Here is a 19,880-nt window from a genome sequence, read left to right on the forward strand (position 1 = left end):
GTCATTCAGCAAAGTTGCCTGTTTCGAGGCGAATTCAGCGAGTTTAGCGAGGTTGCGAGCCAGAAGGTCGATCGCGCATGTTGTCCCGCCAGGTGCCGAGCTTGCTCAGTTGAGCATGCCGTGTACTTCAAGCGAAGCTTCCAGTTGCTGCGTCAACGCATGATGCAGCCTGGCGAGGCTCTCGGTGGGGAGCGCGAAGCCGGCCCAGCCCAGACCCGAGTGCCGCAGGAACAGCACGGCGCCGCCGTGCAGCGGATGCTTTTCTGTGTGCCAGCACGGATCGATCTCAATCACGTACTGATGCGTGCGCAGCGGTTTTTTCGGCACTTCCGGACGCATCGTGGCGCGCAGCGCGCTGAGGTGTTCGATCACGGCATCCAGATCGGGCGCGTCGAGCAATACCGCACGGTCCTCGATGGCGATGCGAACCGCGTTCTGTCCGTATTCGTTGACTCTCTCGATGTTCATGGGGCGTGACATGTCGCTGCTCCTTGGTGCTCTCACGGCACGTAAATTATGGCGCCACCTCTCTTAACCAGGTCTTAAAGAGCACGATCCACGGATGAAACCTGGTTTAAGGAAACCGCCTGGCACGATTTGCGCAGCAGCGCAGAATTGTCTGATGTTTTTCGGCATGGGACCGACGGCCGGCGCATTTGATCATATGTAAAAGAAGCCGGATGTTTCAATATAGAAACATTTTTAATCGGTTGAGAATCCGGCCGAGAAACGCTTAATTGGCACTATTTCAGTGAACGTGCTGTTCGTCACACTGCCGCCGTCGATAAATTCCAGATTTGCGAATAAAAGACTGATTGACTGTTCATTGTTTGCGAGGTTTCGAGTTCATGTTTGAAACATTTTTGTATGCGATTGTGGCGAGTGGCCGCGGCGAATCCGGTGATTCGCGATAAGCGGACCCGCTGATGTGGCACGCCTGAGCGCGAGTCTGCACAAGGTTTTCCGGCCCTCGGGGCGGCTGGCTATCGGGAATGGTCCAGCGCTAATCCGGGTCATATGCCGGCATTCATATGAAACATGGGATAGCAATTTTCCTCATACGTTGAATTTCTCAATATGGATTTGTTTTCAAATTTACTATAGCGCGGCATTCGGCTAACATCACGCATAATCCGTTAAGTGGCGTTGCCGGCGCTCTTCATCCGCCGTAATTCAATTCGTCTATATCAACCGGCCGACGGGACAGCGGGGTCCACAATGTACGACAGTTTGGGGAAAGATCATGCCGCACCTTCATCTGGATACTGCGAGGATTACCTGGTTACATACGCCGACGCTAAACGTGCGTAGTGCAGCGCGGCGAATTGGCGTGTTGCTGTTCGACGGCTTCTGGCTGCTCGGGCCCGGCACAGTGGTCGAGATGTTCCAGACCGCCAACGAACTTTCCGGTTCGCGGGGCGGCGAAGATCCGCCTTACGAAGTGCAGTTTCTGTCGATGGATGGCGGCAGCGTTGCGAGTTCTTCGTCGGTGCGGATCTGGACTGACCGTATCGACACGCGTTATGGCAGCGGTTTCGACGTGTTGTTCATCGCAGGCGGCTACGGCGCGCATGAGGCCGCCCTCGACGAACGGGTGCTGGGCTGGTTGCGATCGGTGCAAGCGCGAACTCGTGCGATCGAGACGATCGGCGAAGGCCGTCTCGTGCTGGAAGCCGCAGGTCCCGTGGAGCACGGGGGGCTGCAGGTGAATCGCTATCTCGGCGCCGCCGCGACCGATGCCGCGCGCAGTGCCGCCAACGATCGTAACGACTGCGCGCGCAGCGCGCTGATGTTCATCAAGCGCGATCTCGGCGCGGAGCTCGCGCGCAGCGTCGCCGATCGGGTGATGCCGGGCATGGCAGCTACCTGGGTGCCGCTGCCGGCTGAAGGCGGCACACTCAGCGTCGCCGAGAAAATCCGTGCCGCCGCGCGCTGGATGGAGGCGAATTGCGATCGTCCGGTGTCGGTTGCCGACGCCGCGCAAGTCGCGGCGATGAGCGAGCGCAATTTTCTGCGGCGCTTCAAGCATGAAATGCAGGTGACGCCTTCCGACTATCTGCTACAGGTGCGGTTGCGTATCGCCTGCAACTTCCTGACCGAAACCGAACTACCGGTCGACAAGATCGCGCGCCGCAGCGGCACCGGCAACGGCGATCGTCTCGCGAAGATATTCCGCAAGCGTATGGCGCTGTCGCCCACCGAATATCGCGCGCGCAGCCGGGTGGCGACCGAGGCCTAAGCTTGGGCAGGCGCCGTGCAGACGGTGCGACTCACGTGCAACTCAGCGCGCAACTCAGAGCGGAAAGGCGCGTGCGCGGCGGCGTGTGCAACAGTATGCACAGCGGCGCATGCGTCGGCAGCCGTGCTTTCTGCTGGCAGGCTTCTTACGAGCACAGTGGCCATGGGCAACAAGGTAGTGGCGACGGCATTGCCGGAGGTGAAACTCATCGAGCCCGAGGTGTTTTGCGACGAATTTGGCTTCTGCTTCGAGAGCTTCAGCGCGGATGAGTTTACCGACGACGTCTCGCACGGTTTCAATTTTGTGCAGGACCGTCATTTACGGGCAGTGCGTGGCGTGTTGCGCGGCTTGCACTATCAGGTGCAGCGGCCGCAAGGCCGGCTCGTGCGCGTGGTGGTGGGGGAAGTGTTCGACGTCGCCGTGGACGTGCGGCTCAATTCGCCGAACTTCGGCAAGTGGAGCGGCGCCTGCCTGAGCGCGGCCAATCATCGGCAGGTGTGGGTGCCGCCGGGTTTCGCGCACGGTTTCGTCGTGCTGTCCGACGTCGCCGAATGCCTGTGGAAGACCACCGAATACTGGTTCCCCGAACTCGAGCGCTGCATCTTGTGGAGCGATCCTGACATCGGCATCGAGTGGCCGATCGACATCGAGCCGATCCTGGGCGCGAAGGACGCAGCGGGCCGCCGTCTTTACGAAGCGGAAAATTTCGCCTGAACGCCGCATATGCAGCGGTTCGGCGTTCAGCGGGTCGCCACCACGGCGCCCACGCTCGCGGCAACCACCAGCAGTGTGCCGGCGATCTGCGGGACGCTCATCGGTTGATGCAGCACCACGAAACCGGCCAGCGCGCCGATCGCGGGCTCGACACTCATCAGGATCCCGAACGATGCGGCGGGCATGTGCCGCAACGCCACCATTTCCAGTGCGTAGGGTAACAACGGGACCAGCAACGCGAGGCCCGCGGTTGCGGCGATCTGTCCCGCGGCGATGTGCATGCCGCTTTGCGCGAAGCCGAACGGCGTGGCAACCAGCGCCGCTGCAATCAACGATACCGACAATCCTTCGAGGCCGGCGAACACCGTGCCGATCTTTTTCATCAGCACGATATAGCTGCCCCAGCCGAGCGCGGCCCCGAGCGCGAGCAACACGCCGAGCGGTTCGCCGATCCAGCCCGCGCGATCGCGCGAAAGCAGCAGCACGCCGGCAATCGCCAGCGCCGGCCACAGTAAGGCTCGCCCGCGACGCACCGCGAAAGTCGCCACGGCGAGCGGCCCGAGAAAATCGATCGCGACGGCGAGCCCCAATGGAATCCGCTGAAGCGCCGCGAAAAAGCACAGCGTCATGCCGGCCATCGCCGCCCCCAGTGCGCCGGCTGCGAGCCAATGCGAGCGCGAGTAGGCGAAGAGGCGCGGGCGCACCAGCAACGCGAGCACCGCGGCCGCCCAGCAAAGACGCAACCAGGTGGTGCTGAGCGACCCGTACTCGGCCATTGTCGGCGCCGAGAGCGCGGCGCCGAACTGCACGCTCGACATCGACAGCACGCACAGGAGCGCTGCGCCGGCCGCTGCACTGGCGGCCTTCGCGGGCGTTGGCACGGGAGTCAGCGCCGGTTTGATGGTGGTGTCCTGCATCGTGGCCTCGTTGCCGCTCTTCGGGTGGGTTGGACGCTATCTTATCGGTGCGAGCGGTATTAAGATAAGTTGATATTTCTTATGGCAACTTCAAGAAACGTGATGACCCGAGATCTCGACAGCAGTCTCCTGCGCGCGTTCGTCACTGTTGCGGAGACCGGCGCCGTGGGCGTGGCGGCGGCGCGCCTCGCGCGCACCCAGGCGGCGGTGAGCATGCAATTGCGCCGGCTCGAAGAGGAGTTGGGGCAGCGTTTGCTCGACCGCTCGCCGCGTGGCGTGCAGCTCACCGAAGCGGGACATCTGCTGCTGCCGTTCGCGCATACGATCCTCGGCGCGGGTGCCGATGCGCGGCGGGCGTTGAGCGCCGGGCAAGTGTCCGGCACGGTGCGCCTCGGCATGCTGGAAGACATCGCGGTCGGTCGCTTGCCGCGCGCGCTGCGGCGCTTTTCGATTGCTTATCCGCAGGTTGCGCTGGAGATCGTTGTCGATACCAGTCCCGCGTTGTCGAACCGGCTTGCGGACGGCAGCCTCGACGTGGTGGTGGGGGACCCGGCCTTGGTCGATTCGGCGCCGCTGCTGACCTGGACACAGCCGCTCTTCTGGGTCGGCGCCCGCGGGTTTAGCCGCGACGACGACGCGGCGTTGCCAGTGGTTGCATTCGGCGGCGCGTGCCTGTGGCAGCAACAGGTGTTGACCGCGCTGCGGCGCGCGGGCATTGCGTGGCGTATTGTGTGCACCAGCACCAGTTTGCCGGCGGTGCAGTCGGCCGTGGAAGCGGGACTCGGCGTATCGGTCCTGCTCGATGGCAATATCCGCCCGGAGTCGATGCGCGTGCTCGGTCAGGCCGATGGATTGCCCGATGCGCCAACCGCCGATTTTGGGCTTTTCATGCGGCCGGTGTCCGGTGCGCAGGCGGCCGCCGTGCAGACATTGCAGACGTTCCTCTGCGAGGAATTGCATCTTGGCTTGCGGGAGAACGAGCCGCTCGTGGTGCCGACGGCCTAGCGTGTGGATCACCCGCCCGCACGTCAGCAGGCACTTCGGCACGCACATTTCATGGGTAACCCCCGGTGCGGGAAGCAACTATTGCAATGCCGCGCGGCAAGTATTGCAACGAGCTTCGAGTCCGCGCGCCGGGGGCGAGCGTTGCCTTGCTGGCCTGGTCGAAATGGCGTCAGCGCCGCACCACGCCCATCAGCAAGGTGACGAGGAAGATCACCAGGAAGATGAAGAACAGGACCTTGGCGATTTCCGCTGCGCCCGCGGCAATGCCGCCGAAGCCGAATACCGCCGCGATGATCGCGATGATGAAGAAGATTGCAGCGTATCGAAGCATAGGGCCTCCCGCCGATAGATTGCTGGATCGAAGTTGATAATGGCTACTCGTTGCGGGCACTGCGTGCTTTGACGGGTTTTTGCCGGTGAGCGATATTCAGCAATCGATGTGCCCAGAGCCGGGCGAATCCGCCGATAACGTTTGCGCAGTCTCAATTGGCAGACAATTTCACTCGAGAGCGTGAAGCGAATGGAGCCGGGAAATTGTTAATTATGATTTAACGTTTTAGGATTTTGAAAATGATTGACATGAATTTTGTATTTTCATAAACATTCGGAAAACGTTTGCGCCGGTTTAATCATCCTGCTTCACCAGTGAAAATCCCGTTTCACCTCGGCGGGCCCCTGCCTGGCGCGCGGCGCATAGGAAAAATCCATTGTGAGATGGACGGAAATACGCGCTAGAATGCGCATCGATTCACCATCAATGTGCCGCTCGTTCAAACGACGCTCGTGTGAGTCCAGTCGGCAGTTATTGCATCCGATCGATTTGTTCCCGGCGTATTGGGGATTGCCGATGATTATCGGCGACGGGCAAGTCGGACCGGTAAATAGGAGGCGATATAAACGCGTGCTCCGCATTGCCTGCCGCCAATAAAACATTCAAAAAAAGACCGAGAACATATGCCAACGAGGGTTCTGTCGATTTTCGGCACGCGGCCGGAAGCCATCAAAATGGCGCCGCTGGTCAAACAACTGGAAGCTGACGCCGGCATCGAGTCGGTGGTCTGCGTGACAGGACAGCATCAGCAGATGCTCGATCAGGTACTCGATCTGTTCCAGATCGAGCCGCACCACGATCTCGCGCTGATGACCGGCAACCAGACGCTCAATGGTCTGGCTTCGCGCCTCATCGCGTCGCTCGACGACGTGCTCGCAACCGTTCAGCCGGATCGCGTGCTGGTGCACGGCGATACGACCACGGCAGCCGCGGCGGCGCTGGCCTCGTTTCATCGGCGGATTCCAATCGGTCACGTCGAGGCGGGGCTGCGTACCGGCAACCTGATGCAACCGTGGCCTGAGGAAATGAACCGCCGCGTGGTCGACGTAATGAGCGATCTGATGTTCGCGCCCACCGCGAGTTCGAAGGCGAACCTCGCGCACGAAGCGCTGCACGGCAGGATCGTCGTGACCGGCAATACGGTGATCGACGCGCTGAACCTCACCACCGCGCGCATCGGCAACGACGCGGCCCTGCGCGCCGAACTCGATGCGCGTCTGCCGTTCCTCGACGGTGTGTTGCCGGTGTTGCTCGTCACCGGCCATCGCCGTGAGAGCTTCGGTGCGGGCTTCGCGAACATCTGCGCGGCGCTCGCGGACCTGGCCAGAACCAACCGGGTCCAGATCGTCTATCCGGTGCATTTGAATCCGAACGTGCGCGGCCCGGTGCAGGAAGCTCTCGGCAGCGCGCGCAACGTGCATCTGATCGATCCGCTCGATTACCTGGGCTTCGTGCGTCTGATGCAGCGCGCGTCGATCATTCTCACCGACTCGGGCGGCGTGCAGGAAGAAGCGCCCGCGCTCGGCAAGCCGGTGCTGGTGATGCGCGATGTGACCGAGCGTCCGGAAGCGGTGGCGGCCGGCACGGTGCGCCTCGTCGGCACGGAGCGCGCCGCGATCGTGCGCGCGGTGACGGGCTTACTCGACGACGCGGGCGGGCGCGACGATTTCGCGCATCGCGTCAATCCGTACGGCGACGGCCATGCGTCGCAACGGATCGTCGCGGCGCTTACGGGGCGTCCGTTCGACGAGTTCGCGAGCGGCGGCATCGGTGCAACGGGTCAGGCTCCACGGACGCAACGCGTAGAAGTTGTCCTGTAGCGCGGCGCAGGCCGCTGGTCTGCCGCATGGCCAATGCGCGTTGAAGTGGCTGCATTTCGTGGTGGTAGTGCCGCGGTGCGTGGCTATCGGAGATCAAGACCTGAGCATGTCGGGCAGACGCGGACAGTACCGCGAACGCTCACCGGCCGCCTCGGATAGCGACTAGGCTTTGCCAATGGCAATCCCCTGGCAATCCCCTGGCAATCCCCTGGCAAAGCCACCGGCAGAACCACCGGCACCGTCGCCCGCCATAGCGGGATCGCAGTTCCACACAATCCATGTAGCGCGAATCAGCTTCACGGTTTGCGCGCTAATGACGAGATAAGACAACGTGACCTCCGATACGCTAATGCGCCGCCTGGCCCGCCCCTGCCTGATCGCTCTTGCCGCGCTGCTGTTGCTCGCCACGAGGGCCCATGCTCAACAGCCGGCCGACGTCGCCGGCAGCTTTGCACAACTCGGCAGCGGCCGTCTCGCGACGCGCACCGTGACGCTGGCCGACCTGGGCATGCGCGATCCGGTCGTGCTGCATGCGCCGGACGGCCGTGAGGAACTCTATCTGCCGGTGCCGGCCGGCGTGCCATTGAGCGATGCGGCTTTGCAGATCGACGGCAACTATCTGCGCGGCAACGGCGGCCGCACGACCATGCTGGTGTCGCTCGACGGCGCACCGGTGCTCTCGCGCAGCCCGACGCAGGACCAGGGCGATGCATCGGCGAGTCTGGGCGTGGACGGCGCGGCGCGGCCGGCCGGTTTTGTGCGCGTGGGCCTCGACTGGTCGTCTGTGCTCAGCGATAACGTCTGCGCCGATCAAACCGCGATCGGCAACGTCTGGCGCATCGCGCCGACATCGCGCCTGACCTATCGCTACGATCCGGACGCGATCGTCGATCTGCGCAGCGTGTGGAGCGCCTTGCCGCAAAAGCCGGTCGTGATGCTCGGCGCGAGCACGCTCGCGGCACCGGCGTTCGATGCGGGCTGGCGCGTCGAGGCGCTGCTGCAGCGCGAAGGCCGCAATCCGTCGACGCGGACGTGGCCGGCGGCGGGCGACACGGTCGATCTGGGCGATATCGATGTGCCGGCGCCGCTGCGCGCGATTCCCGCTTTTGCGGCGCTGGCCGCGGGCGGTTTGCACAAGCTGGCCAATCCGGCGGAAGCGGGCGCCTTGATCGCACTCACGCCGCGTTCGGCGTTCGCGCCGGACGTGATCGTCGCCGACGACACGGTGCGCAACTCGCTGAAGACCGCGCTCGATGCGTTGCGCGAACAGGTCGTCAGCACCGCGCCGGGCGCAAGCGATGCGTTCGACGCATGGCGTGCCCGCGCCGTCGAGCCGATCGCGAGGCCGCTCGCCTCGGGCGAAGTGCGCCTTGCTCACCTCGGCGGCCAGACCGCAATCGTGGTCGGCGATAAGGACGGCGTGGCGGCCCTTGCGCGCACGTGGCGCCCGATCGACGTGACGAACCGTCTCGTGGTCCATCAGATCGACACCGCACCGAACACGCGCGGCGACGAAATCGCCCTGTCGCTGCTGGGCGGCCAACCGCGCACGCTCGACGTGCAGGGCCGCGCCACCTGGGACGCGAGTTTCGATCTGGGTGCGGCATCCGGCAACGGCAAGTTGCCGGGCACCGTGGTGCTCGACGTGGCTGCGTCGCCGACGCCGAACAACACCGCGCAAACCGCCTCGATCTATTTCAACGACGTGCTGATCGGCTCGCAACTGCTGACCGCCAACGGCAAGCCGCAGCGCATCAGCGCGCGCGTGCCGCATTACGTGCTCGCCCCGAACAACCTGCTGCGCGTGGTATTCCAGCGTCAGCCGGACGGCGGCTGCCAGGCGCGCGGCCAGGGTCATCCGATTGCGGTGCTGCCGAGCAGTCATCTGACGCTCGCGGATGCGAAGGTCGGCGACGACTTCACCGGCATGGTGGCGCGGTTCGCGTCCGAAGCGAACGTGATCGTGCCGGCCTCGTATCTGAACGACGCCACGCAGGTGCTGCCGCGCGTCGCGCGACTGGCGAACGCGAGCGGCATCGCGCCGACCCGTGCGAGCTTCGGCGTCGCGCGTGACGGCGAGGCGGTGAGCCCGAAGGGCGCCTTCCTCGCGGCCGACGTCGCGCTCGCCGATGAGAAGAGCCTCGCCCATCTGTCGAAAGACCGTCTGTCGCTCACCGATGCATCCGGCAAGGTGTTGGCGGATATATCGGGGTTGAACCGCGTCGGCGTGATCGAAGCGGTCAAGTCGGGCAGCGTGTCGGGCATTGTGTATCGCACGGTGGGCGACACGGCGGCGATCCTGCCGGCGTCGTTGCAACTGTCGCGCGGCGACGTCGCGATCGTCGACGCCAGCGGCACGCTGCGCCAGTTCGATTCGCGACATCCGGGCGAAGTGGTCGACACGGACGACGTGCAGGGTCCGTGGTTCATGCAGAGCTGGGTGCGCTGGAGCATCCCGGCCGGCCTCGTCGGTTTGCTGATCGTGTTGCTGCTGCTCGCCAACGTGGCGCGCCGCAGGAATCGGGACAAGCCGTGAGCTTCGCGTCGATCAAATGGTATGTGGGCTACGCGGTCGCCCACTACTACCACGGGCTCGAATACGTCGCGGCGCTGGTGGCGTTCGTCATCCTGCTGTCCAGCCTCGACGATCTGTTCATCGACCTCTGGTACTGGACCCGCACGCTCTATCGCCGCTTCACCGTGCAGCGCGCCTACAAGCCGCTCACCAGCACGCAACTGTATCAGCGAGCCGAACAGCCGCTCGCGATCATGGTGCCGGCGTGGCACGAGTACGACGTGGTCGCGGCGATGATCGAGGACATGGTGCGGGTGCTGGATTACCGCAACTATGTGGTGTTTGTCGGCACTTATCAGAACGACCCGCAGACCATTGCCGAAGTCGAACGGATGCGCCGCCGTTATAAGCAGCTGCGTCGCGTGGAAGTGCCGCACGACGGTCCGACCTGCAAGGCCGACTGTCTGAACTGGGTGATCCAGGCGATTTTCAGGCACGAGCAGGAAGCCGGCATCGAGTTCGCGGGCGTCGTGCTGCACGATAGCGAAGACGTGCTGCATCCGGTCGAGCTGCGCTTCTTCAACTACCTGTTGCCGCGCAAGGACATGATCCAGTTGCCGGTGGCCTCGCTCGAGCGCAACTGGTTCGAACTCGTGGCCGGCACCTACATGGACGAGTTCGCCGAATGGCACGCGAAGGATCTGGTGGTGCGCGAGAGCCTGGTGGGTTCGGTGCCGTCCGCGGGGGTGGGCACGTGCTTCTCGCGGCGCGCGCTGCTCGCGTTGATCGCCGAGACCGATAGCCAGCCGTTCAACACCGAAAGTCTGACCGAGGACTACGACGTGGGTGCGCGCCTGGGCAAGATGGGCATGCAGTCGATTTTTGCGCGCTTTCCTGTGCAATTCGCGACGCGCCGCAAGTCGTGGTTCGGCCTCGGCCGCGAGCGCGACATCACCGTGACGATGCCGCTCTGCGTGCGCGAATTTTTCCCCGATACGTTTCGCACCGCTTACCGGCAGCGTGCGCGCTGGACACTCGGCATCGGCTTGCAAGGGTGGAAGCAGACCGGCTGGAGCGGTTCGTTCGCCAATCGCTATCTGCTGTTCCGGGACCGCAAAGGCATCGTTACCGCGTTCGTCGGCATCATCGCGTATGGGCTCGTAATCCAGTTTCTGCTTTTTGCCGGCGCCGATCTGCTCGGCTGGATGCCGGAGTTGATTGCATCGCCATTCGCCGATTCGCCGTGGCTGCAAGCGCTGCTGTGGGCCAACGGCTGCGCGTTGCTGTTGCGCGTGGTGCAGCGAATCTATTTCGTGACCCTTTTGTACGGTTGGGAGCACGGCGTGCTGTCGGTGCCGCGCATGGTGGTGGGCAACTTCATCAACTTCATGGCTGTCTCGCGTGCGTGGAAGATGTTCCTCATGCACCTCGTGACCGGCAAGCGGCTCGCATGGGACAAGACCATGCATGACTTCCCGTCCGCCGACGGCTTTAACAATCGCCGTCAGCGTCTGGGGGAGCTGCTGCTGTCGTGGCAAGCCATCGATCCGGACAAGCTCGAACAGGCGCTCGGCGAAAGCCATGCGCGTGAGGCGCCGCTCGGGCGCGTGCTGATGGCCAAGGGCTGGCTCGACGAGGAAACCCTCGCGGAAGCGATTGCCTTCCAGTCCGACTTGCCGCGTGGCCGCGTGGCGCTCGAACGCATCAAGGACGACGCAGCGCGCCTGCCACTCGACGCGATCGTGCGCCACCGCGTGCTGCCGCAGGCCGACGCCGCGGGTGGCCGCACGATTCTGCTGACCGCGAGTCCGCTCGCCGAACCGATGCTCGCGGAACTGAGCGCGCTGGTCGGGGGACCGGTCGCGCAGGAGATCGTTCGTGAGGGCGAGATCGCCGCGGGACTGCGCGTGTTGCGCGGCGTCGGGGTCGCGGCGCCGGCGGCCGAGGGCGAGCAGGCGGGCACGGTGGAAGGTGCGTCGGCGGGCGCGTCGTCGGCCGGCGGCGCCGAGCCTGTGCCGGTACGCAGCGTGCCGCTGATCGGCGATCTGCTGATCGAGTATGGCCACGTGCGCCGCGAGGCTTTCGAAGCGGCGATGCAGGATTACCGCCCGGACCGCCATGGCCGGATCGGCGACTACATGGTGGCGCGCGGCGTGATCTCGCGTGCCGCACTCGAGAACGTAATCCAGCAACAGCGCCGTCTTCAGGGCGCTCTGGCGGCATCCGAATGAGCGATTCTTTTTTTACCCGGCGTGCGTGGATGGTGCACGCTTCTTTGGCGGCTTCGGCTTCAACGGCCGTTTCCGCTTCAGGGGGCGCTACGACCACGGCTTCCGCTTACCCGTGCGCTGCAACTACGACTTCGATTACGGCTTCCGCTTACCGGTGCGCTGCAACTACGGCTTCGATTGCGGCTTCCGCTTACCGGTGTACTGCAACTACGACTTCGATTACGGCGGCCGCTTCCGGGTGCGACGCAACCAGGACTTCGACTACGGTGTCTGCATTGACGCTGCGTACCATCGCGGCCATGGTGGCCGGCGCGTTGTGCTTGAGCAGCGCAGCGGCGTATGCGCAGAGCACGGCGGCCGCACCTCAGCCGGTCCCATCCGAACACAATGCGTTGCCGTTGAGCGGCGCCGCCTATCGGGTGGCGCAGGAAGCGTACGCCGCCTATGGACGCGGCGACTACACCGGTGCGATCACGCGGGTGCGCGAGGCGATTCGCCAACGCCCCGATGTCGTGTCGTTGCGGGTGCTGCTCGCCAACGCACTCGCCGCGCTTCGCCGTTATAGCGAAGCAAGCCGCTCGCTCGGCGACGCGATCGCGCAGATCGGCCGCGATCCGGCGCTGGTCTCGCGTCGCAAGCAGATCGACGCGCTGAACGTGTCGACCCGCGCGGTCGCACGCGCCGGCCGCCAGCAGCCGGGCAACCCGGACGCGCTGACCGGCGCGGCCTTGAAGGTCGCACAGCAGGCCTACAAGGCATATGCGGCGCAGGATTTTTCGGCCACCGTCAGGTATGCGAACGAAGCGATCTCGCTGCGTCCCGACCTGCTGCGCCTGCGCTTGTTGCTGATCGACGCGGCGAGCGCGGCGGGTCAGGACACCGAGGCGTGGAACGCCGATCTCGATGCCATCCAACGTTTCGGCGACAACGACGAACTGCGCGTGAGACGCAGCTTCATCGGCGGCCGTCTGGCGCCGAAGTCGTCCGGCGAGTCGTTTGCGGCGCGCAGGAAGGGCGACTACGTAGAGGCCGTTGCGCTCGCGCGTGAGGCAGTCGCCTATGCGCCGGATCGGGCCGGCTACCGCATCCAGCTGATCGATGCGCTGTTCGCCGCCAACGATCTGGCGGGCGTGCAAGCGGCGGCAAGCGCCGCTATCGCCGCCGACGATACGGACATCATGCCGCTCACGCTGCGTGGCTACACGCGGGCCGCGCAGGGCAACAGCACCGACGCCGAGGCGGACTTCGCCAAAGCGCTGCATGCCAATGACATAACCCAGCGCAACCAGCGCGTGGCGCGCGTGATCATCGCCGACGTGTGGATCGCCGAAGGACAGCCGCAGCGCGCGCTCGATCTGCTCGCGCCGCTGAAGACGAATCGCGACGACACCGATCCGCCCATTGCGCTGCGCCGGTATCAGGCGCGGCAATTGTTGGCGCATGGGGCGGTGGAGTCGAACGCTGCGAACGCAACCAACGCAACCAACGCAACCAACGCAACCAACGCAACCAACGCGACCAACGCGACCAACGCGACCAACGCCGCAGTCGCCCCAATGTCTTCGCTGGATCCTGCCCGGCGCCCGGTGATCGACTGCGTAGTGGATCAGTTCGGCGCAAGCTGCGATGTCTATGCAGCCGATCCGGGTTTCACCGCGGCGCGTGCCACGGCGAGCGCCGCCGCCGCGAACGACAAAGCCGGCGCGCTCGGCTATGCACGCGAAGCGGTCAGGGCAGCCCCGGACGATCCACAGCATCGCCTGGAACTGATCAATGCGCTGAGCACGGCCGGTGATGCCGCCGCCGCGACACGCGAAGCGCAAAAGATGGTCGATGCCGGCATGCTCGACGCAATGCCCGACATGACGGCTGCCTATATCGCGCAACGCGCCGGCAGCAACAAGCTTGCATACCAACGCTTCAGCACGGCCGACAAGGCCGGCACCCTGCCGGCCGGCGCCGCTGCCGACGCAGGCTATGCAGCAGTCCACGCGCACCGCAATCGCGAAGCCGCGCAGTACTTCGAGCGCGCGATCGACGCGAGCACCAGGCCGACCGACGACACGCCGCCGGCGACACCGGCGCAACTGAACGAAATGCGCAGCGCGCACGCCGAGGCAACCCGCGACTGGGGCTTCGACGCGTCGCTGAACTATCGCGGCGCGGGCATGCAGCCGGGCTACGCGTCGTCGCCGACGCCTGGGACGTCGAACAACTGGCAGGCCGGCGTGGAGGCCTACTGGCGTCCATTCGGCAGCCTCGGCGAGCGGATGTTCGAGCTCTACGCACGCGGCTATGAGAGTTTCGGCGTGAAGAACGGCGGCGCGAGCGGCATCGATACCTTGCAGGCCACTGTCGGTGCGCGCGCCAAGCCGCTCTCGCAGATCGATGCGATCGTCGCCTTCGAACGGATCATTCCGATCGGCTCGCAGGCCAGGCCCGACTGGCTCGCGCGGCTCGCGTACTCGGGCGGCTATGGTATCGAGCGCCGGGTGGACGTGCCGTCATGGTGGACCGCGCAGATCTACGCCGAAACGGGTGCCTATCTGAACGCGGGATCGGTCTACGCGACCAGCAATCTCGAACTGGGCCGCACCTTCCGCATGGACCGTTACAGTCCGAAGTGGACCGTGTTCCCGTATGCGGTGATCGGCGCGGACTACGACTCGAGCGTCGACCACAGCATTCCGCTCGGTGCGGGCGTCGGGATCTCGACGCGTTACTGGTTCCGCGACAGCAAATACGACGCGCCGCGCTCGTATGTCGATCTGTCGGTGCAGTACCGCCTGAAGATCACCGGCGACGACCGTGCGCGCGGCGTGTTCTTTGGCGCGATCTACTCGTATTGACTCCGGATGGATCGCGTGCAACTTGCTCAGGATTATCGTGACGTTCATCTCAAAGCACAGCGCCGGCACAATGCGTAATTCGTACGAGGTTCAGACCCGGGGGGGCGAGCCGGCTTCGCCACGCCGTCGCGCGTTGCTCGCGGCGAGCGCGTGCGCGGCGCTCGTGTACGGCTGCTCGGCGCCAGGTTCGGGCGACGCCGGCGCGTTGGCGCAGGGCGTGGTCTGGCAGCCCGACGACGATCATGTCGACCCGCACGGCGACTGGAACCGCCTCGGCGTGACGGATCTGCTGGTGCAATGGACGGCGGTGGACGGCACGTCGTTTCTGCCCGGCACCGACATGCAAACGGCTCGACGTCTGCCGGACTGGACGCGGATTGCCGGCGAACCGTGGGCGCGCACTGTGATCGTCGGTCTCGCCGGACGTTTCGACGAACCCACGGCGCGTGCGCAGGCGGCGCGACTGGTCGAGCAATCGAAGCAACTGGCGGCCGTGCGTCCCGCGGTTCGCATCGATGGCTATTATTTTCCGGTTGAAGTCGATCCGACCTGGAAGGATGCCGCCGCGCTCGCGCCTTTGCTCGACACGCTGCCGCGACCGCTGTGGATCAGCGTCTACGACAACTCGAATATCGGCGGCGCCGCGCTGGCCGCGTGGCTGGACGGCTGGCTGCCGCACGATGTCGGCGTATTTCTGCAGGATGGCTGCGGTGTCTATGCGCGTGGCCCGGCGGCCGCGCGCGAGTATGCGGATGCACTGGCGGCGCGGCTCGGCAAGGACCGCGTGCGGATCATTGCCGAGGCATTCCGTCCCGCCCAGGGCGGCGCGTTCCGCGCGGCGACCGCTGCTGAACTGTTGCCGCAATTGCGCGCGTATCGCGGCTATAGGACCTATCTGTTCGACGGGCCGCACTATGTATCGGCGCAACTCGTGCAGGATCTGCTCGGCATGCAGCAGGTGCAGAAGTAGGGCGCTCGCCGGCGATCAGCGCAACTGCGTCACCGCCAGCAGCAACACCATGCTGCCGATCGCGCCGTCCAGCACGCGCCACGCCGTCGCGCGGCGAAACAGCGGCGCCAGCGCGCGGGCGCCATAACCCAGACCGATGAACCAGACGCCGCTCACCGCCATCGCGCCGAGCGCGAACGCCACTCGTGCGCCGTCCGGTTCGCGTGCGCCGGCCGTGCCGATCAGCAGGAAGGTGTCGAGATACACGTGCGGATTGAGCCACGTGAAGGCCAACGTCATCAGGACGATCGGCATCGCACGTTGCACGGGTGCTGTCGCGCTCGTGCCTGGCGCTGTGCCGCCCGCATTGGCGTCCAGTACCGCATGACCCGGTCGCATCGCGCGGCGCAGCGCGTTGATGCCGAACCACGCCAGATAGGCGAGCCCCACATACAGCATCGCGTGGACGAACACCGGATAGCGTTCCACGAGAACCGACGCGCCACCGACGCCCGCGCCGATCAGGATGAAGTCCGACAGTGCACACAGCGCGACGATCTTGCCGACGTGCGAGCGCATGATGCCCTGCCGAAGCACAAAGGCATTCTGCGCGCCGATCGTCACGATCAGCGACGCGCACAGGGCGGCACCGTGGGAAAAAGACAGCCAATTCATAATCGATCCAGTAGACGGGGAAAGCGAACGAGGCTAGTCTGCAGTTTTGTTGCTCGTAAGAGAAGCTAATTTACTTAATGCCGATTAAGGAACGCTAATGCTCGACTATGCGTTGCTCGACGCGCTGGCCGCCGTGGTGCGGCACGGCTCGTTCGACCGTGCAGCCAGCGAACTGAATGTGACGCCCTCAGCCGTCTCCCAGCGGGTCAAGCTGCTGGAGGAACGGGTGGGCAGCGTGCTCGTGAAGCGCGGTCAGCCATGTGTCGCAACCACCTCGGGCGCGCTGTTGTGCCGTCATACCGAGCGCGTGCAATTGCTGGAAGCGGAACTGACCGGCCGGCTGCCGGCGCTGCCCGGCGCGCTGGTCGAACCGTGGCCGGCACTGCGTGTGGCCGTCAACGACGACAGCGTGGGCACCTGGTTCATCGACGCGGTGGCGCAGTTCTGCGTGGACCGGGAAATGCTGCTTGATCTCGTGATCGACGATCAGGACCACACGGCGCAGCGGATTCGCGACGGCAGCGTGCAAGGCGCGGTCACCACGCAAGCGGAGCCGGTGCAGGGCTGCCGCTCGACCCGCCTCGGGCGGATGCGTTATCTGGCGGTATGCACGCCGGCGTTCCGCGAGCGCCATTTTGCCGACGGCGTCACGCGCGAGTCATTGCGGCGCGCGCCGTGCGTCGATTTCAACCCGAAGGATCAATTGCAGAAACGCTTCATGCGCCGCATCACGCGGGCGGAACTGGATCCGCCGTTGCACTGGATTCCACACGTCGCCGGTTTTTTGCGCGCCTGCGTGACGGGAATGGGCTGGGGCATGTGTCCCGAACGGATGATCGCGCCGCATCTGGCCAGCGGTGAGCTGGTCGACATGGCGCCCGGCAAGCATATCGACGTGGATCTTTACTGGCAGAGCTGGCGCCTGTCGATAGGCTGGCTCGACGATTTCGGCGCGATGCTGCGCAAGCGGGCAGCGGAGTTTCTCGATTGACGGCCGCGCGGACGGCGTTTCTGCAGGACGCCACCCGCGCTCGCCAATTTCAGTGCAGCCGGATCACCGGATGCACGCGCCGGCGCAACCAGTGGCTCGCCGAATCGAGCGCCATGCGTGCGAAACCGGTCAACGTCATCACGTGACGGCGATAGATCAGCTTGTAGACGGCGGTCGCCAGCCAGCCGTCGACGAACACCGGCTGCGTCAGCAGGCTGTTGCTCAGGCTGCCGATCGTGCCTTCGCGGCCGAAGCCGACTAACGTGCCGGCATCGCGATAGACGAACTCCGGCAAGGGCTCACCTTCGATCCTGCACTTCAGCGCACGCGCCAGAAACAGCGCCTGTTGATGCGCGACTTGTGCGCGCGGCGCAAGAAATGCGTCCGCGTTTTCAGAAGAGGGGCAGGCCGCGCAGTCGCCGAGTCCGAATATGTTCGCGTCGTTCGTGCATTGCAGTGTGCGGTTCACCTGCATCTGTGCATTGCGATTCACCGCGATACCGTCCAGCGTGCGCAACACCGGCGGCCCGGCGATGCCGGCGGTCCAGATCGCGATGTCGCTGGCGAGCGGCGCGCCTGCGTTGGTCAGCACGGCATCGGCGCGCACTTCGGTGACGCGCGTGGCGTTCAACACGTCGACACCGAGACTGCCGAGCATCTTGTGCGCCCGCGCCGAGATCGTTTCGGACAATGCGGGCAGCACGCGCTCGCCGCTTTCGATCAGACGGATGCGGAAATCACGCACGGGGTCGAGTGAAAACTGGCTATAGCGGTTCAGCAGGCGCACCGTATCGCGCAACGCAGCGGCGAGTTCAACGCCCGTCGCTCCAGCGCCGATGATGTTGATCGATACCGGCGTGTCGGCTTGCGCGGTTCGCGCGCGGCGCGCATGGTTCGCCCGCAGACAGGCGTCGAGCAGCTTGCGGCGAAATGCTTCCGCATGCGCAACCGATTCGAGCGGCAACGCGTGTTCGGCGGCGCCGGGCACGCCGAAATATTGCGTGACGCTACCCATGGCCAGCACCAGCGTATCGAATGCAAGCTGCCGTGACGGCAGAATTTCGCGGCCGTCAGCATCGTGGAGCGCATTCAGTGTGATGTGCCGGTTCGTACGATCGAGCGCGGCGAGTTCACCCTGTTCGAATTCGAAACCATGCCGTTGCGCCTGCACCGCATATTGCAGTTGGTGTGTGGCCGGATCGAGCTGGCCCGACGCGGCTTCATGCAGCAAGGGCTTCCAGAAATGCGTTGGCCAGCGATCCACCAGCACGATCTGTGCGAGCCCGGCGCGTCCCAGCGTTTCCGACAACCGCGTGGCGAGCCCAAGGCCGCCGACTCCGCCGCCGACGATCACGACGCGATGCGCCGCCGCTTGCGCTGCTTGTGTCTTTTGCTGCCGTTGCTGCCTGCGTTGCGCGGTAGAGGTTCCCTGCTGATCGATCGCTGCCATGATCCGTATCCTCCTGAAGTTATTCGTGCTGAGCCGGTGAAGGCATTTCGGGGCTATGTCCGATATTCACCGGCCCCATCTGTCAGGGCCAGTATAGAATCGGCAGAAACCGCAGCACAATTTAATGTTTATGCACGATATATAGGTTTTAACTTATGTTAAAAGCTGCCACGTTTCGTCAATTGAAAGCCTTGCATACGGTCGCGAAGCTCGGCAGCGTGTCGCGCGCCGCCGAGGAATTGAAGCTCACGCAGCCGGCAGTGTCGCTTCAGGTGCGTCTGCTCGAGGAGGCCGCGGGCGCGCCGCTGTTGCAGCGGGTGGGCCGTGGCGTGCAGTTGACCGCGGCGGGTGAAATCCTCGCGCGCTATGCGCTGGAAATCCTCGATCTATGGAACGGCGCGGCGGACGATCTCGCCGCCTTGCAAGGCGAGCAGGGCGGCACGCTGCGCATTGGCGCGATCACGACCGCCGAATATCTGATTCCGCCGTTCCTGGTGCGTTTCACCGAATCGCGCCCGCAAGTGAAGGTGCAGTTCAAGGTCGGCAATCGCGCCGACATCATCCGCATGCTCGCCACGCACGAGATCGATCTCGCGGTGATGGGCAGCGCGCCGCGCGAATTGCGCACGGTGGCCACGGCGTTCGCCAGGCATCCGATGGCGTTCGTCGCCTCGCCCGCCCATGCGCTGATGAAGAAAAAGCGCCTGTCGCTGGACGATCTGCAAACCGCGAATCTGTTCGTGCGGGAGCGAGGCTCGGGCACGCGCTCGACTGTCGAGAATCTGTTTCGACTCGCCGGCCACAAGCTGCATATCGGTTCCGAACTCTCGAGCAACGAGGCAATCAAGCAACTGGTCGAGGCGGGTCTGGGCATCGCGTTTCTGTCGCTGCATGCGTGCTCGCTGGAATTTCAGGCGGGCTTGCTGGCGTTGCTGCCCTTGCCCGCGAATCCGATCGAGCGCGACTGGTACGTGATGCATGTATCCGACAAACGTCTGCCGCATGTCGCCGGCCTGTTCCGCGATTTTCTGATCGAGCACGGCATGTCCGGCGCGGTACCGGTGCCGCTGCCGACTGTCGCCGCGGCGAAGCGGCGCCGTCAGGCGCGTGAGGCAAGCCCGGTTTGAAGGGTGGATTCTCGCTATTTGCTTCGACGTTTGCGCGAGAGCGGACCCGAATGAGGTCCCCGCGCGG

Annotated in this window: 15 protein-coding genes; 10 read left to right on the forward strand and 5 right to left on the reverse strand. The window is 64.7% G+C overall.

Going from position 1 to position 19,880, the window contains the following annotated elements:
• Positions 1-105: 105 nt before the first annotated feature.
• Positions 106-480 (reverse strand): hypothetical protein, encoded by a 375-nt coding sequence (locus DSC91_RS31650; protein ID WP_115782455.1) that lies wholly within the window; start codon positions 478-480, stop codon positions 106-108.
• Positions 481-1,243: 763 nt separating this feature from the next.
• Here DSC91_RS31650 and DSC91_RS31655 point away from each other — a divergent pair.
• Together DSC91_RS31655 and rfbC are read left to right on the forward strand one after the other, a co-directional pair.
• A complete protein-coding gene (locus tag DSC91_RS31655) occupies positions 1,244-2,239 on the forward strand; it encodes a GlxA family transcriptional regulator (RefSeq protein ID WP_115782456.1) in 996 nt (331 codons plus the stop codon).
• Between the two features lie 162 nt (positions 2,240-2,401).
• On the forward strand, positions 2,402-2,953 hold the full coding sequence (rfbC, locus tag DSC91_RS31660; protein ID WP_115782457.1) for a dTDP-4-dehydrorhamnose 3,5-epimerase: 552 nt from the start codon (positions 2,402-2,404) through the stop codon (positions 2,951-2,953).
• A 26-nt stretch (positions 2,954-2,979) separates the two neighbouring features.
• Here the strand turns inward: rfbC and DSC91_RS31665 are convergent, their stop codons facing one another.
• Positions 2,980-3,870, reverse strand: coding sequence for an EamA family transporter (locus DSC91_RS31665; protein WP_115782458.1), 891 nt, complete (start codon positions 3,868-3,870; stop codon positions 2,980-2,982).
• A gap of 102 nt (positions 3,871-3,972) precedes the next feature.
• Here DSC91_RS31665 and DSC91_RS31670 point away from each other — a divergent pair, with 102 nt between their 5' ends.
• The gene (locus DSC91_RS31670) at positions 3,973-4,875 is read left to right on the forward strand and encodes a LysR substrate-binding domain-containing protein (protein ID WP_115782459.1); all 903 of its coding nucleotides are present in this window, start codon (positions 3,973-3,975) and stop codon (positions 4,873-4,875) included.
• A 169-nt stretch (positions 4,876-5,044) separates the two neighbouring features.
• Here DSC91_RS31670 and DSC91_RS31675 read toward each other — a convergent pair whose 3' ends face one another.
• On the reverse strand, positions 5,045-5,206 hold the full coding sequence (locus DSC91_RS31675) for a DUF1328 family protein (RefSeq protein WP_115782460.1): 162 nt from the start codon (positions 5,204-5,206) through the stop codon (positions 5,045-5,047).
• Between the two features lie 623 nt (positions 5,207-5,829).
• Here DSC91_RS31675 and wecB point away from each other — a divergent pair.
• From wecB to DSC91_RS31700, 5 genes are all read left to right on the forward strand, one after another.
• Positions 5,830-7,026: a non-hydrolyzing UDP-N-acetylglucosamine 2-epimerase gene (wecB, locus tag DSC91_RS31680; protein WP_115782461.1), complete on the forward strand. Its 1,197-nt coding sequence runs from the start codon at positions 5,830-5,832 to the stop codon at positions 7,024-7,026.
• 349 nt (positions 7,027-7,375) lie between these two features.
• Positions 7,376-9,562: a cellulose biosynthesis cyclic di-GMP-binding regulatory protein BcsB gene (locus DSC91_RS31685; RefSeq protein WP_115782462.1), complete on the forward strand. Its 2,187-nt coding sequence runs from the start codon at positions 7,376-7,378 to the stop codon at positions 9,560-9,562.
• Complete coding sequence (locus tag DSC91_RS31690; RefSeq protein ID WP_115782463.1) at positions 9,559-11,772, forward strand: glycosyl transferase family protein; 2,214 nt, start codon at positions 9,559-9,561, stop codon at positions 11,770-11,772. The genes DSC91_RS31685 and DSC91_RS31690 overlap by 4 nt, the downstream gene beginning before the upstream one ends.
• 299 nt (positions 11,773-12,071) lie before the next feature.
• A complete protein-coding gene (locus DSC91_RS31695; RefSeq protein WP_115783574.1) occupies positions 12,072-14,621 on the forward strand; it encodes an NfrA family protein in 2,550 nt (849 codons plus the stop codon).
• 70 nt (positions 14,622-14,691) lie between these two features.
• Positions 14,692-15,591: an alpha-amylase family protein gene (locus DSC91_RS31700; protein WP_115783575.1), complete on the forward strand. Its 900-nt coding sequence runs from the start codon at positions 14,692-14,694 to the stop codon at positions 15,589-15,591.
• A 15-nt stretch (positions 15,592-15,606) separates the two neighbouring features.
• On the opposite strand, the gene DSC91_RS31705 is transcribed toward DSC91_RS31700, so the two are convergent.
• Positions 15,607-16,245: a LysE/ArgO family amino acid transporter gene (locus DSC91_RS31705; protein ID WP_115782464.1), complete on the reverse strand. Its 639-nt coding sequence runs from the start codon at positions 16,243-16,245 to the stop codon at positions 15,607-15,609.
• A gap of 97 nt (positions 16,246-16,342) precedes the next feature.
• On the opposite strand from DSC91_RS31705, the gene DSC91_RS31710 reads away from it, so the two are divergent.
• Positions 16,343-17,236 carry a LysR family transcriptional regulator ArgP gene (locus tag DSC91_RS31710; RefSeq protein WP_115782465.1) on the forward strand — a complete coding sequence of 298 codons (894 nt, stop codon included), beginning with the start codon at positions 16,343-16,345 and terminating at the stop codon, positions 17,234-17,236.
• Between the two features lie 49 nt (positions 17,237-17,285).
• Here DSC91_RS31710 and DSC91_RS31715 read toward each other — a convergent pair whose 3' ends face one another.
• Positions 17,286-18,686 (reverse strand): NAD(P)/FAD-dependent oxidoreductase, encoded by a 1,401-nt coding sequence (locus tag DSC91_RS31715; RefSeq protein WP_229758117.1) that lies wholly within the window; start codon positions 18,684-18,686, stop codon positions 17,286-17,288.
• A gap of 155 nt (positions 18,687-18,841) precedes the next feature.
• On the opposite strand from DSC91_RS31715, the gene DSC91_RS31720 reads away from it, so the two are divergent.
• Entirely contained in the window at positions 18,842-19,813 is a 972-nt protein-coding gene (locus DSC91_RS31720; protein ID WP_115782466.1) for a LysR family transcriptional regulator, read from the forward strand.
• Positions 19,814-19,880 lie beyond the last annotated feature (67 nt).

The sequence above is a fragment of the Paraburkholderia caffeinilytica genome (assembly GCF_003368325.1).
Lineage (GTDB): Bacteria > Pseudomonadota > Gammaproteobacteria > Burkholderiales > Burkholderiaceae > Paraburkholderia > Paraburkholderia caffeinilytica.